Genomic DNA, 14,717 nt, shown 5'->3' on the forward strand with positions numbered 1-14,717 from the left:
AGAATGAATAATTAGAAGTATTTGTCTTTATGTAAAAATGGAATAACTGCAACTTTCAATCCTTCTATATAAAGTTCTTTCCTGTTCATAACTCCGTTTGTAAAATAGCCGATAGCACCCTGTTTCTGTTTGGTGTTCTCTTCGTTCTGAATCTGATCCATCACATCGCCAAGCTCTATTCCGTCAAGAAGCTTATCAACAACCGGCTTCGGTAATTCAAAAAGCGGTGATGTTCCAAATCCTTCTTTGCCGGCACTATCAATAACACACATACATCCGAACGCGAACCATTTGTCGAATAGTTTCGCAATTCCTCCCTCAATTCCAATAAAAAGGTCGGCACCGATATTTTTATTATTACAATACGACTGTAAAAACAGCGCGCGATTCCTTGCGCCGATGAAGGTTTCATCGCCTACCGGCTGAACGGATACTCCAGATTCAGCGTCCATCCCAATTACATCGATACTCTCAAAGTAATTGGAAAGAGCTTCTTTAACAGAATCAATTTTAACCGGATTTTTTGAGCCGACAAATATTTTCATTTTGCAAAGAATAAAATTAGAGGTCTCCACATTCTCTTCGCCCAGGCAGCTTCATTATGTTCTGCCTCGTTATCAATAAACAGAAAAAAATCTTTCTCTTTATTAAACCCGTGTGATTTAAGCGCGTCTATCATTTCATCTATTCCCGGCTGCAGAACCGATTCAAGCCCAACGCCGCCGTTATCCAGGTAAAAGAGGAGATTCTTTTTCCTGCCCGAATAATTTCTTACGACATCAACATAGTTGTAATCCCTGAATTTAAATGCGGGCGAGAAGCAGGCAGCTTTCGAAAATACTTCGGGATAATCCCAGGCGATTACAAAAGAGATTAATCCCCCCATCGACGAGCCGCCTACAGCTGTGTTTAAACGGTCGGGCAGTGTTCTGTAATTTGAATCTACAAACGGTTTAATCTTCTCGACAATCAGCTTCATATACAATTCCCCGAGCGGAGTTTTACTGTATTCACTGGCACGGTCGGATGTATTATTGATCCCCACCAGAATAAACGGTTTAATCTCACCCTTGCGGATAAGAGTATCCGCAGTCTCATCAACTTGCCAGTCGATAAAAGTATTGGAAGTACGTGGGTTTACAAGATTCTGCCCGTCGTGCATATATAGAACCGGATAACGCTGATCCTGATTCTCATTATAACCGGGCGGAAGCCCGACGAATATATCGCGCGGCTTCAAACCATCAATCATAAAATCTTTATGAAATTCAACCGTGCCGGTAATTTGTCCTTTAACAACAAAATTAAATTTATCCCTCCAGTTCATAACTGTAATAACAACTACGGTATCCTTTTCTGCTGTAAGGATTGTATTCGGAGGAATAGTAGAATCGCTTCCAAGAGCTTCTGTATCCCAGCTTCCCTTGGTAAATTTAAACTCCATCCGGAATCCTTTTGGAACCTGGAGTTTTCTCCTCCATGTTTTATTTCCGATATTATCAAGCATAACTTTATCCGGCTGCCAGTTGCCGAGCAGTTCCGAATTTCCGGAGACATAAACTTTTGAAGAATCGCCGAGCGTAGGCGAAACAACTTCTAATGTAACATTAATTGTTTGAGCCGACAGATTTATTCCAAGAAAGAAAATCAGGATAGAATACAACTTCTTCATTTTAACACCATTTTTTAACCCGTCAAAAATAACAATTATTATTATTTCTTATAACTCTTGAAAAAGCTTGTCAAATATTAAATATTCTTTTCATATAGTCTAAACGATTGGTATTTTTCAAAAGATAATTTTCAACGTCTTGGAGCCTCCCAAATGAAAATCAAACATCTATTAACAGCAGCGCTATTCGTTTTCTTTTTCACCAGTTTAAGTGCTCAGCCGAATTACAGAAAAGAGATTAAGATTCCCGACATTCCGGGATACAAATCTTTAAAATGCGATTTCCATTCACATACGGTTTTTTCGGACGGAACAGTATGGCCTACATTCAGAATAGAAGAAGCATGGCGGAGCGGGCTGGACGCAATTGCAATAACGGATCATATTGAGTATCAGCCGCACAAGGATTATGTTCCTACGAATCACAACGCCGCATATGAGATCGGCAATGCTCTTGCAGATCAGCTCGGCATTATTCTGATCCACGGTTCAGAGATTACACGCAGTATGCCTCCCGGGCATCTCAATGCTATTTTTATTACGGATGCTAACGCTCTTGTAAAAGACGACTGGCGGGACGCTATTAAAGAAGCCGTTAAACAGGGAGGGCTTGTTTTCTGGAATCATCCCGGATGGACCGGTCAGCAGCCCGACGGAGTTGCGCGCTGGTACGATGAACACACCTACCTTTTAGAAAACAAACTGATCTCGGGAATTGAAGTTGTAAACAGCATTGAGTATTACCCGACTGTTTTTGAATGGTGCCTGGAAAAAAAGTTAGCGATCCTTGGTAACAGCGATATTCATAATCCGATTGAATTCGATTACGTAAACACACGACGGCCCGTAACATTAGTCTTTGCCAAAACAGCATCTTCGGAAGGAATAAAGGACGGAATTATGAACCGTCGTACGGCAATCTTTTACGACGGAAAATTATACGGTGAGGAAAAATACCTTGATCCTCTTTTCAGATCATCGGTTAAATTTGAAACTACAACCGTAAACACAGTTGGAAGAAGTACTGCCAACATAAAAGTGACAAATAATTCAGATATCGATTTTGAATTGCGTCTGGAGGGAACTGACGAGAAGATCCGTTTTCCGGAATACATTAAACTTCTTGCAGGAACAACAATGATGTTTCCCGTGAGAGCACGCAAGGATGATACGGACGTCAAGAAAAAATATTCAGTAGTATATGCGGTAGAAAACCTTATAACAGGCGCAGAAAAAAACCTCAAATTAAATCTCGATTTTAATATTAAGGTCACTCCGAAGAAGTAAGTATTTCATGAATTTACCGGCAGCAATAATAAGCTGCCGGTTTAATAAACCTCCGGAATAAACGTCTGATCGGTCATTGGCGGTCTTACGTATCCTTTCGATTTCTCGCGAGGCGGAAGTTCAATCTGCCCGGGGGTTAAATCCTTATACGGAATCATCGTAAGAAGATGATGAATTACATTCAGGCGTGCGCGCTCCTTGTCGTCCGCATTTACAACAAACCAGGGTGCCTGTTTTATATCGGTATGGCTGAACATTTCATCCTTGGCTCTTGAATACTCCTCCCATTTGGCGCGGGATTCAAGATCCATCGGACTGAGCTTCCATCTTCTGCGCGGGTCGTGAATTCTTTTTTGAAATCTCTTCTCCTGTTCTTTATCGCTTATGGAGAACCAGTACTTTATTAAAATTATACCGGACCGGATAAGCATTCTTTCAAATTCCGGACAGGATCTGAAAAACTCCCGATATTCATCTTCTGTACAGAATCCCATTACATGTTCTACGCCGGCACGGTTATACCAGGATCGATCGAATAAGACCATTTCACCAGCGGCCGGCAGATGCTGAACATACCTCTGAAAGTACCATTGAGTTTTTTCCTTCTCGGTCGGTACTCCGAGAGCCACCAGTCTTGCAATACGTGGATTAAGTTTATCAATAATCCTCTTGATAGTTCCGCCTTTGCCGGCGGCATCTCTCCCTTCAAAAATAACAACCGCCTTCAATCCTTTATTTTTTATCCATTCCTGAAGTTTGACCAGTTCGATCTGAAGTTTGGCAAGTTCTTTTTCGTAAAACTTTTTTTTGAGTTTCTCTTTTCCGGAGTGATTTTTTTCTTTCGGGGATTTTTCCGACTTTTCTTTTTTATGTCCCATATTCAGCCCGCCGGTAATTTCTTGAAGGAATATACCTGATAGCTTTATTTTAATCCATAAAAAAATTGAATCGGAAATTAGATCCAAACACCGAATAATTATTTTTCGGTCCAGTCTTTAAATTTGTACCGTCTCATATATTTACGCGGTTTATCGAGCGGCTCAAATCCGTACTTTTCATAAAGCTTGTGCGCATCTTTTGTGGCGAGCATCCAGGATCTTACATTTTTAAGTTTCGGATGATTTATAATCTCATCCATAAGCATCTTCGAAAGTCCGATGCCTCTATACTCCTCCTTTATAAAGACATCACACAGATATGCAAACCCGACAAAGTCAGTAATAATTCTTGCGTATCCAGCCTGTTTTTTATGAAAGTAAACTCCAAAGCAGAATGAGTTTGATATCTGTTCTTTAACTGCGCTTAGAGGAATTCCTTTTGCCCAGTATGAATTAGTTAGAAATCTGTGAGTTTCGAAAATATCCAGCCTGCGCTTGTTCGTACTGATTGTAAAATCAGTCTTATTGTATTTCATCATTTTAATCCCGGCCGCATAATTCAATTAATAAATATTTTAATGCTGAAATTTAGTGGAACAGGAGCAATACCGCCACAGATAAATTATTGATTCATATAATCTTCTTTTTTGTTAAGTTCCGTTATATCTAAACAGATAATGGTGACCGACATGCCTTTCACTCGACGCGAAATTTTAAAAACTCTGGGAATCACAACGGGAGGATTGTTACTTTCAAATTTCAGGATGGGAGAGAACACAAGAATTCCTCTTTCCGGATATGACGACAATCCGTTTTTTCAGAAACCCGCCAAACCGGTAAGAGCAATAACATGCGGAGCCGGCGCAAGAGGAAATGTTTACGGTAATTATGCCGTTGAATTTCCTGATGAACTCGACATTGTCGGCGTTGCTGAACCGATACCGGTCCGAAACGAGCGCTATACAAAAAAACATAACATAAGTGATGAAAACAGGTTTGTTACGTGGGAACATGTTTTTGAAAAGCCGAAATTTGCTGATGCGGTAATTATAAGCACGCCGGATAATCTTCACTACGGACCTTGTATGGCGGCGCTCGAAATGGGCTACGATGTTCTACTCGAAAAACCGATTTCCCCTTCGGAAAAGGAGTGCCGCGATATTCTCGCTATGACTAAGAAAACAGGAAGGATTGTCGCTGTCTGCCATGTACTCCGCTACGCACCTTATTTCATAAAATTAAGAGAACTGATAAATTCCGGCGCATTGGGAGAGCTAATCAGTTTTCAGCATCTTGAACCGATAGAGCATATTCATATGTCCCACTCTTATGTCCGGGGCAACTGGCATAACAGTAAAGAAACAACACCTATAATTCTTGCTAAAAGTTGTCACGACCTCGATATTCTCCGGTGGATGGTTGGACAACCATGTAAACAGATTGTTGCTATGGGTGATCTTAAATGGTTTAAAAAAGAAAATGCTCCAGAGGGAAGTACCGATAGATGCATGAACGGCTGTAAGGTTGAAAGTTCGTGCCCTTATTCCGCTCTTAAAATTTACTATCGCGAAAGAGGGTGGACATATGTATTCGATTTGCCGGACGATAAGGAGAAACATGGAGACGCAATCCTCGAATATCTGCGGACAACAAATTACGGACGCTGTGTTTATAGAATGGATAACGACCAGGATGATCATTATATAAGTTCAATGAAGTTTGAGAATGGAGTGACGGCTAACTTTTCGATGGAAGCATTTACACCTTACGGAGGAAGAAGAACTCACATAATGGGAAGCATGGGTCATATCTACGGCGATATGAATTCGTTTACTATCAGCGACTTCAGAACGAAAGAGGCAAAAACTTACGACGCAAAAACTATTGAAATAGAAAATTATAAACATAGCGGACACGGCGGAGGCGACTGGCGTCTTGTGCGGGACTGGATTCAGGCAATAACACAGAATAATCCGGAGCTGCTTTCATCCTCCATCGACGTTTCAATCGAAAGTCATATTATGGGATTTGCGGCAGAGACAAGTAAAAAAACACTTCGGGTTGAAAAGGTGGTTGTATAGTTACCGGTTTTTGACGGCTTGCATGTTTAGTTATAAAAAAGGTCACACTTAAAAAAAATAGTGTGACCTAATAATTAATTTACTTCAACAATAATCTCTATCTCGGTTTCTTACTTCCTGTTTGTTCAATTTCGTTGTTGATCTCTTTTACATCAACACTTGATGAATAATCGCCGATCAGATGTTTCGAAAAATAATCGCCCATAAGCCAGAAGAAATATTCTGTCATATCACCGAATCCATGGCGTTGACCCGGCATTATCATAAAGTCGAATCTCTTATTAGCTTTAATTAATGCGTTGGCCATTCTTATCGTGTTTCCGGGATGAACATTATTGTCTATGTCGCCTGTTACGAGAAGCAATTTACCCTTCAGGTTCTTTGCAAGTTCGGAATTTTTATCGATATCATATTCAAATTTAATTTCCCCCTTCTTGTCCTTGACCTCTTTAACACCGTCGTGCTTTTCGCTCCACCATCTATTATAAATGTTGTTTTCGTGATTGCCGGCTGATGAAACCGCCACTTTGAAGAAGTCGGGATAAACAAGCATGGCCGCGGTGGACATGAATCCTCCTCCCGAATGCCCGTGAATTCCTACGCGTGATATATCGATAAACTTAAATTTTGACGCCAGTTGTTCTGCGCCGTACTTTTTATCGGCCAGACCGTAATCTCTCAGGTTCCCGTATCCGTAATTATGATACCACTTGGAACGGGACGGATGCCCGCCTCTGTTGCCGAGTGTTACAACTATAAAACCAAATTGAGCAAGTCGGTCGGTTCTATCCAATCCTTTGCTGAAACTTTTGTTTACAGCTTCGGTTTGAGGGCCGGGGTAAACATATTGAATTAACGGATAGGATTTGGTTGAGTCGAAATCGAACGGTTTGTACATAACACCGTAAATATCAGTAATTCCGTCGGCCGCTTTTACAACAAACGGTTCAGGAAATTTATAACCGGCAGCAAATAATTGAGAAAGGTCGGCTGTTTCCAGATCCATAATTTTCTTACCGGTGTTGTCGTACAGGGCTGAGGCCGGTACCGTATTCACACGGGAGTAATTATTGATAAAATATTTTTGTGAATCATTCATGTTTACATTATGATTGAAGTTGCCGGGATTAAGAAGCTTGAATCCTGTGCCGTCGAAATTGACCCTGTAAAGATGAGTATAATAAGGATCCTCGTTCGGATCAACCATATTCGCGATGAAGTAGAAAACCCGGTTCTTCTCGTCGATTTTTACAATATCCTCGCAATGAAAATTTCCGCTTGTAATCTGTTTTTTCAGATTTCCGTTCTTGTCATATAGATAAAAGTGAGCCCATCCGTCTCTCTCGCTCCAGTGAATGAGCTCTTCTCCGTTATTCACCAATCCGAGTCTTCTCGACTCAACATAAGTATTCATCTCTTCGGAGATTAAAGTTTTAGATTCACCAGTGTTGACGTCGGCAACGCAAACATCGAGACGGTGCAAATCCCTGCTGATTCTTTCGAAGTAAAGTTTGTCGCTTGTCTTAGAGAGCCACATTGTTGAACGGTAATCGTCGTCTCTAGTATTCTCCGGCCGTGGGGCAGTAAGAATTGAGAGATTCTGGTCTTTAAATTTTTCGGATTGGATCTTTGTCTGTTTATAAGTCGTATCGGAAAGATTAATAACAATCAGTTCTTCAACCGGGGCTTCAGCTTCGCCCGGCATGTGATACTTGTAGGTCTCGAGTGTAGGTCTCGGTTCCGACAGAACATTAATAACCCAGAGATCCTTAACCTTGCGGGAGTCGGTTCTATCTACAGCGATATATTTTGAATCCTGCGACCATATTACCGCTGCACCTTTCCGTTTATCCTTATTTTTTTCCTTATCAACATTATTCTCGGGTCCGCCCGCCATTTCTCCGTACGAATAATATTCAACACCGTCGCTGGTTATCCTGTGCTCTACAATAGTGGAATCGTCCTCTTTCTTTTTAGCTTTTTCAAAATTTTCCTTATCCATCCAGAAGAGATTAAAGTTTTTTGAGAAGATTATTTTCTCGCCGTCGGGCGATATGCTGGCCCAGCGCGGAATCTCCTTCTTCTTCTGATAATCCTCAATCAGTTTCAACTCCTGAGTATTAATGTTGAATTCGAATCCGAAAATTTTCTTTTCCTTCTTATCCTTTGAAGTTTTAGTTGAGTTCTCTTCGTCCTGCGAGCTGTTAACTTCGAACTCAAACGCGGTTTCGTCCATGTTGAATCTGATTTTGGTTATCGGGAGATGTTTTTCGTCATAAGGATCTTTTGTAAGGAGAGTTAATTTCCGCGCCATCTGAACATTATCGAATAGCAATTTTTTTGTCCCCTTTGCAGGATCGACGATGTAATAATTCTTAATTGTAGGTGTTTCGAAACTGTACCAGAACTTGTCGCTCGTTTTCAGCCAGTGCGGGTCAACAGAAGTACTGAAAACCATCTTATCGACTTTCTTGGGTGCGAATTTCGCGGCAAGGTCATAGTTGGCTTTAGTAACCGGCTGATTCTGTGCGCTAACTGTTAACGCGGTTACTAATAACAGGAAACAAATTGTTGTCAGCTTCCTCATTTATTATCCCCTATTTTATTGATTGAAAGAACAACTAAAAATACAATGATTCCACTATATATTCCCGACCGGGAAGATATTTCCTTTTTCAAGGCGGGGGCGGTTAAGGAGATTTGTATTATAAATACGCAATTAATATTCGGTTATTCCGGATCTATTTTAATCCCAGCTCTGCCAGTTTTTTCCGGGCATTTTCGTTATCCGGATTAATTTCTAATGATCGTTTATAATTATCAATTGCTTCTTCATTACGGCTGCACTTCAAATAAGCTTCTCCGAGACTGTCGTAAACATTGAACGAATCGGGATATTCCCGTGTATTGAGAAGAAAAATTTCAAGCGCTTCTTCGAATTTCCCGGCATTTAAATACTTGTATCCGAGATTATTCAGAGCCTGTTCAGAGAAGATTGTCTCTTTGATATCTCCGGCTTTAAGTTCTTCATATTTTTGAATCCCCTTCCTGAGATTGCCTTCGTTAATAATCCTTTCAATAACCGAAGCCGCAAGTTCACCTCTCTTAAAACTATTCCCGGTTTCAAGCTTAAAACCTGTTACTTTTACGCCCGATTCCTTTTCAAAGAATATCTTGTTGCGGCCGGATTCATCAATCCATTCACCTTCTTTGCCTAGCGGTTTCAGATTAATAGTTGCTTTATTGACAGGGTCATAAATTGCGAGTCCTCCCCCGGAGACCATTACAGTAAGATCTGCATTAATTGCCGGGAAAAAATATTTTCCCAGATAGGGAACATACTCCGCCGGGAGGTTCTCATATCTATTTTCATCAGGTGTTCTCTTAGCAAGTGAAAATGTCTGATATAAAAGCATTTCATTTGTTTTCCCCAGCTGATCAGAATTAAAACTGATTGATATATGCGGTGCTATTTTACATTGCCACTTTTCATTTTCAGCCGGAGGATTGAATGGAAGAACTGCCTGCCCGGGAATTTCAACCGAAAGGTTTCCTTCCTTCAAGAGAACCGTAAACGTTCTTGCCGATTCCAGATTGGTGTACTTTCCTAAAAATGGAGTAAAGTCATTTTTTACTATTCCTGATGTGTTGTCGTCGCCAATAAGTTTGTATTCGAGAATTTCAATTGATTTACCATTAAAAGCTATCGAGGTGACTCTTGTTATTTCCGATATCCTCAGGTGTCCCGAATCCACATAATCGATCTCGCGTGCCGTAGCATCAACCGGAATCCAGCCGGCATGCCCCATAAAAATCTCATTCCACGCATGCTGGCCGAAACCCCCTCCCCGGTTCGGAACATACATTGCGCCGAACACAACCCGCGCGGGAATTCCAACAGCCCGGCAAAAAGCCGCCAGAAGCATCGAATGAGCGCCGCACTCGCCCGCTCTTATGTCATAAGTACGTCTTGCGGTTCCCCCTCCGGGTATCGCATAGCTGATGTTTTCCGCAACCCATCTGCTTAATCTTAAGGCAGCTTCCCAGCTGTCGCGCGAGCCGGCGGCGATCTCTCGCGCTTTCTGAATGAGAACCGGGTCATCTGATTCAATAAATGAGTCGGGAACCAGATATTTAATCAAGTCCTGCTTAGTATTAAAATCATTCGGGAAAGGAGGGGCGTTCTTTCCGTCATACTTTTTGTGCTCAATTTCAAAAACACCTTCTATTGTATTCCCGGTTACAGATCCATCGAATTTCTGCCCGGGCAGATTCAGAGATTCAGGAGTGATCTGGACGCCGGTCGGTTCAATTCTCGCCTTTATTTTCATCCGGGTAATCGATTGAAAATCGGCTATCGACACGTTTGATCTGGTAAAGAAGTTTTCGTCCATATTAGAAACTTTTATTTTATCTACTACCGACCGGTCAGCGAGATAGACTCTCCGGTTCTGAACTTCAAACTTTACAAAGTAATCGTAGCCGGGATCGAGCCAGAACCTGGTTTTAACATTAGTTTTATTGTTAGTCTGTTCAAGGAGAATTGAATTGTATGTTTTTCCGGAAACTTCAACTCTCTCTTCCCCCAGCTTTTTGAATGTTATACTTTGTATTTCTCCTTCAACCATTTCAAACATTTCATACGTTGCTTCCGTTTTTTTGTTTTCAGTAAAATCTTTTTTAACAAGTATGAACATCTCGTCATTCCCCGTAATCGTCCCGGGATTCAACTTTACTTTTTTATTCTGATTATAAATTGAAGAAAAATAGAAAACGGTGTCCTTCTTTATCGTAAACTCGATGGTATACTTGGCAGTACCCTGATCAATGAGTGTTTTTACTTCTCTATACCTCCTGGTATCCGGGTCAATAAGTGCGGTTATCTTCAGCTCCTGATTGAATTGACTTCCGAGAAGTGAAAGCATCGTAAAGATATTAATGTCGCCCCGGATCAGATCCGTGCCGTCAATAACGACCGGTTTTTCGGTTGTTTCAAAATATCCGCAAACAACGCCGTTAATTTCAATTGCATAGTAGATTTTTTCCCTGATTGTAGAATCCGCCGTCTGATAAAATACTTTTGCGTCAATCTGAAGTGCACAAGCAACTAATAAGAATGCGAGCCAAATAGTTCTTCTATTTTCCACTTTCATTATGGTACCCCCTGTATACTTAATTCCTGATTTTATTAAATCCGTAATTGTTTCCGGTATCAGTTTTTATTATCAGAATTAGCATTGTGCGCCTGGGAAAAGAGTTCTCTTCCGGGATCGAACTTTCCCGAATAGATCATTTTATATAATCCGAGTGAGATGAGTCCGGCTATTATGGTTGCAATAATATCCCGCCAGTCGCAAGTGTTTCTGCCCGGCAATATATACTGCACCAGTTCATAAATAATTAATCCGATTGTGATAAATAATACGAACCACTTTCCTTTTGTTCTTTTTTCATCCGGAAGATTAATTATTGCCAGATCAAAAAATATTATTGCGATTGTTCCTGTAAAATTTCCAATAGTATCGGCAATCCAGAAATCGAAGATGCCGTTTGAGTAGATATACGGCCGGTAGACCTTTCTCCCAATTTCCGTAATAATAAAAGCGAGAAGGAATATTATGAAGAGAAGAACTCTTTTCGAGTCAAACCTTAAAAGTCTTTCGAGAGTCAGCTTTTCCATATATCTCTCTTAGAAAATTTTTGTCAGCAAGCCAATAACTGCAAGAGTTGAGGCTGATACCATACAGACAACAAAAATGTAATATAAACTACCAGGATTTCCACTCTCTTCCTCGGTCATTTTTTTATATTGACTTACATACCGGGGAAGGAATAATCGGATTAAGAGCCAGTTTATTTTCACACCGCGCTCCTGAAGAAAAGAAACCATAGCTATCGAACAACCGATGCCAGTGAAGAGGCATATTATTGCCGCGACCATAAAACCGTTCATAATTTTTTTTACTCCTTAATTTCAATCACTCCGTGTTCCGTTAACAAATGAACTATATCTATTATTTCGGATTTATGTTCATCAGACACATCTGCTTTCTTCATTATTTCCGGGATTGAAAGAAATTCTGCATTGGGAAAAGGAAGGTTGAATAAGAACCTGCCCTGAGGAATTGTAAGACTCACTTTTTTTTCAATCGTCTCTCTCCCCTGACCGATCCATACGGATACGCTGCTGAAAAATAGTTTGCTTCTCGCGGTGGTGAACCTGACATTAGCGTTTTTCTTTTCGCGTATTAATAATTCCGGAATATCTCCTGATGTATTCAGGTCAACTAATTCTTTTACATTAAGAGATAGTTCAATCCCGTCCAAGCTGAACGAATACCTGAAGTAGGGCCGCTTGCTTTCGTATACTTCGCGCTTATCCAGCAGTCCTGTTTCGTGAAGAGCATCAAAGAATTCCTGGACCGTTTTAATATGCATTCCCATTCTGGAGGCAGCTTCGCTGGCGGAGATATCTTTATATAAGTAGAGAAGCCGCAAGAGATCTTTGGAATATTCTTTTGAGATTGCAGACCCGAACAATTTTATTTTTTCAAAATCTTTAATCATGAGAAGAATCCTATTTTTACTTCATTAAGTTTATCAATTATCCTGCTCGCTTCGTCTTTTTTCATATACTCAAAAAACTCAATAAATAATATTCCGAAAGATTTACAAAGCGGGTCAAACTCAAGATTTTTTCTGTACTCCAGATAATCTTTTTTTGAAATGTGAGCAGATACTTTGCCATCGAAATCGAATGCGACCCAGGTTTTATTCCAGTATTTAACATTGTTGTTGAACAAATAGAAATATTCCTGACCCATTCTAACCGGGACAAATAATATTCTTTCCTGTTCATAATAAGGCATGGCAACAAGGTTGCGTTTCAGAAATTCTGCGAAGTTTTCAACTTCATCGCGGGTGAGTTCTAAATTTGCAATCGGCCGCGGACGGTCCGTATAAGTATCCGGACCTTCGTTTACATTAACCGCAGCTAATTCTAAAATTTCGCGACCTCTCCATTTCAATTTTCTGAGAAAGAGCATAACCAGCAGGATTATCAGCAGGGAAATTGTTGTAACTAAAAAGAGCTTTGACAAGGGAGTCTGGATAAGTACTTTCCTGCTGTTTTCATCAACGTGAAGTGCAAATAAATATAATGACATACTAAGCATATAGAATGCGCTGAAAGTGTATCCGGTATTTTTAGTCCTGTAAACAGCAATAAATCCGAATATTGAATAGATGAAAACGATTGCACCTAAGACTCTAATAGCTTCTTCGGGACCAAAAACTGCTGCTACCGATCCGCTAAATAATAGAGAAAAGAAAGCGGGCAACAGACCCGTAAAATCACGATCCGGTTTTAATTTTCTTGAATAGATCATAGCAACTCCAATTATGCATTTATTATATACTTCATATTTTATGAACTGTCCAATAATCGAATTTTTCACCTTTAAAGTCAAGTTATTTTTCTATCTATATATAGATTATTACCGTGGTCTCTCTTGAGGAGCTAAAATGACCTAAAACGGGAAAAAGGCGCTGATAAAGAAGAAATCACAATTCTATTTCAAAATATTGGTAAAGGAAATTAAAGAATTGCCGGTTATCGGCAATTTCGGTCCTCTTCTTTTCTCCATGCCTGGTTATTGTTAAAGAGTTATCGCTCAGAGTAATTCGTCCGGTTGGAGTAGCAATTGTACATTTCATTCTGGTTCGGAAATGAGAGTCCGGACTATCCTGCTGGAAGTCGCACATTTCCGAATAGTCCGAAAGTTTGCGCGGAATAGTTTTAAATGTGTATTGCAGCATCCAATCATTCTCTTCAAATTTTTTCAACTCAAAAAGGTTTCCTTCTGCTGGGAATGTTTTGTACCGTCCGCTGATATCCGCGCACTCTCCGCTTGGCATTTCAATAGGAATCCTGAATGAATCCCCGAATCCTACATCAACCAGATAATCTTTGTCGAGATGGACAAGAAGAGTCATATGATCGAACTCCGGACCTAATTCCTGTATCTGCTTATTATATACCCGTGCCGACAGCATATCAACGTTAAAGCCGAGTTGAGTTAACAGCCAATGAAATAGTCCGTTCAACTCATAACAGAAGCCGCCGCGCTTCGCCGGTATAATTTTGTAATAGAAACGCTTGATATCAAGAATTATTCTCGCCCTATCCGGAATATCGAGATCCTCAAACGGAATTGAATAAAGATGCGCCAATTGAAGCTTTGAAAGAAACTCTATCGAGGGAGCTTCAATTTTTACTAATCCGATCCGCTCAAGATATTTTTCTACGGAGAGATCATTCATAACTTGTCGCGGTATATCCGAGGTATTTTCGAATGAAAGAAATCTGTCCGACGTGGTACGCTTCGTGCTCGGCGAGAAACGCCAGCATGTTAATAATTTTTTTACCGCCGGGAAATTCGAATTGCTGACTGGAGTTCAGTTTTCTTGAATTGATTCTGCTTAAATCCTGCACAAATATTCCGTCGATCCGATTCCATTCACTAAGAACTTTTTTGAGCTTCGGGTAAGTTTTTATTTCGTCTATTGTTTTAGCCCAATCAACATATTTTGCAAATGGATTTTTAGTCGGCTTACCGATTTGGGTAAGGATAAAACATCGTGCGTCCAGAATATGGAGTGCAATAAAGATCATCGAGTTTGTTTTTCTGTTCGGACGTTTCAGAGAATCGGCTTCTGTAACTTTAGCAAACGAGTTGATCAGCAGCTTCGCGTTGGTATTATAGATGGATATCAGGTAATCGATTCTGTTCTTCATCC

At 40.4% G+C, this 14,717-nt stretch carries 14 protein-coding genes; 2 read left to right on the forward strand and 12 right to left on the reverse strand.

Annotated elements, in window-relative coordinates:
• Positions 1-11: 11 nt before the first annotated feature.
• A complete protein-coding gene (gene yjjX, locus PLZ15_04355; protein HOI28971.1) occupies positions 12-545 on the reverse strand; it encodes an inosine/xanthosine triphosphatase in 534 nt (177 codons plus the stop codon).
• The gene (locus PLZ15_04360; GenBank protein HOI28972.1) at positions 542-1,672 is read right to left on the reverse strand and encodes an alpha/beta hydrolase-fold protein; all 1,131 of its coding nucleotides are present in this window, start codon (positions 1,670-1,672) and stop codon (positions 542-544) included. The genes yjjX and PLZ15_04360 overlap by 4 nt, the downstream gene beginning before the upstream one ends.
• Positions 1,673-1,825: 153 nt before the next feature.
• Here PLZ15_04360 and PLZ15_04365 point away from each other — a divergent pair, with 153 nt between their 5' ends.
• The gene (locus PLZ15_04365) at positions 1,826-2,959 is read left to right on the forward strand and encodes an Sb-PDE family phosphodiesterase (protein ID HOI28973.1); all 1,134 of its coding nucleotides are present in this window, start codon (positions 1,826-1,828) and stop codon (positions 2,957-2,959) included.
• 41 nt (positions 2,960-3,000) lie between these two features.
• Here the strand turns inward: PLZ15_04365 and ppk2 are convergent, their stop codons facing one another.
• On the reverse strand, positions 3,001-3,837 hold the full coding sequence (ppk2, locus tag PLZ15_04370) for a polyphosphate kinase 2 (protein ID HOI28974.1): 837 nt from the start codon (positions 3,835-3,837) through the stop codon (positions 3,001-3,003).
• A 98-nt stretch (positions 3,838-3,935) separates the two neighbouring features.
• Complete coding sequence (locus PLZ15_04375) at positions 3,936-4,376, reverse strand: GNAT family N-acetyltransferase (GenBank protein HOI28975.1); 441 nt, start codon at positions 4,374-4,376, stop codon at positions 3,936-3,938.
• A gap of 150 nt (positions 4,377-4,526) precedes the next feature.
• On the opposite strand from PLZ15_04375, the gene PLZ15_04380 reads away from it, so the two are divergent.
• The gene (locus PLZ15_04380) at positions 4,527-5,918 is read left to right on the forward strand and encodes a Gfo/Idh/MocA family oxidoreductase (protein ID HOI28976.1); all 1,392 of its coding nucleotides are present in this window, start codon (positions 4,527-4,529) and stop codon (positions 5,916-5,918) included.
• 97 nt (positions 5,919-6,015) lie between these two features.
• Here PLZ15_04380 and PLZ15_04385 read toward each other — a convergent pair whose 3' ends face one another.
• The 8 genes from PLZ15_04385 to PLZ15_04420 all read right to left on the reverse strand — a co-directional run bounded on the left by PLZ15_04385 (position 6,016) and on the right by PLZ15_04420 (position 14,715).
• A complete protein-coding gene (locus PLZ15_04385; protein ID HOI28977.1) occupies positions 6,016-8,505 on the reverse strand; it encodes a DPP IV N-terminal domain-containing protein in 2,490 nt (829 codons plus the stop codon).
• Positions 8,506-8,659: 154 nt separating this feature from the next.
• Positions 8,660-11,071, reverse strand: coding sequence for a transglutaminase domain-containing protein (locus PLZ15_04390; GenBank protein ID HOI28978.1), 2,412 nt, complete (start codon positions 11,069-11,071; stop codon positions 8,660-8,662).
• Positions 11,072-11,130: 59 nt separating this feature from the next.
• Positions 11,131-11,598: a hypothetical protein gene (locus tag PLZ15_04395; GenBank protein ID HOI28979.1), complete on the reverse strand. Its 468-nt coding sequence runs from the start codon at positions 11,596-11,598 to the stop codon at positions 11,131-11,133.
• Between the two features lie 9 nt (positions 11,599-11,607).
• The gene (locus PLZ15_04400; protein HOI28980.1) at positions 11,608-11,871 is read right to left on the reverse strand and encodes a hypothetical protein; all 264 of its coding nucleotides are present in this window, start codon (positions 11,869-11,871) and stop codon (positions 11,608-11,610) included.
• A gap of 8 nt (positions 11,872-11,879) precedes the next feature.
• Complete coding sequence (locus PLZ15_04405) at positions 11,880-12,485, reverse strand: hypothetical protein (GenBank protein HOI28981.1); 606 nt, start codon at positions 12,483-12,485, stop codon at positions 11,880-11,882.
• Positions 12,482-13,375 carry a hypothetical protein gene (locus tag PLZ15_04410; protein HOI28982.1) on the reverse strand — a complete coding sequence of 298 codons (894 nt, stop codon included), beginning with the start codon at positions 13,373-13,375 and terminating at the stop codon, positions 12,482-12,484. The genes PLZ15_04405 and PLZ15_04410 overlap by 4 nt, the downstream gene beginning before the upstream one ends.
• A 106-nt stretch (positions 13,376-13,481) precedes the next feature.
• The gene (locus PLZ15_04415; protein ID HOI28983.1) at positions 13,482-14,240 is read right to left on the reverse strand and encodes an arylamine N-acetyltransferase; all 759 of its coding nucleotides are present in this window, start codon (positions 14,238-14,240) and stop codon (positions 13,482-13,484) included.
• A complete protein-coding gene (locus tag PLZ15_04420; protein ID HOI28984.1) occupies positions 14,233-14,715 on the reverse strand; it encodes a DinB family protein in 483 nt (160 codons plus the stop codon). Before PLZ15_04420 ends, PLZ15_04415 begins: the two co-directional genes overlap by 8 nt.
• Positions 14,716-14,717: the final 2 nt, after the last annotated feature.

It is taken from the genome of Melioribacteraceae bacterium (assembly GCA_035362835.1).
In the GTDB taxonomy this organism is placed as follows: Bacteria; Bacteroidota; Ignavibacteria; order Ignavibacteriales; family Melioribacteraceae; genus DSXH01.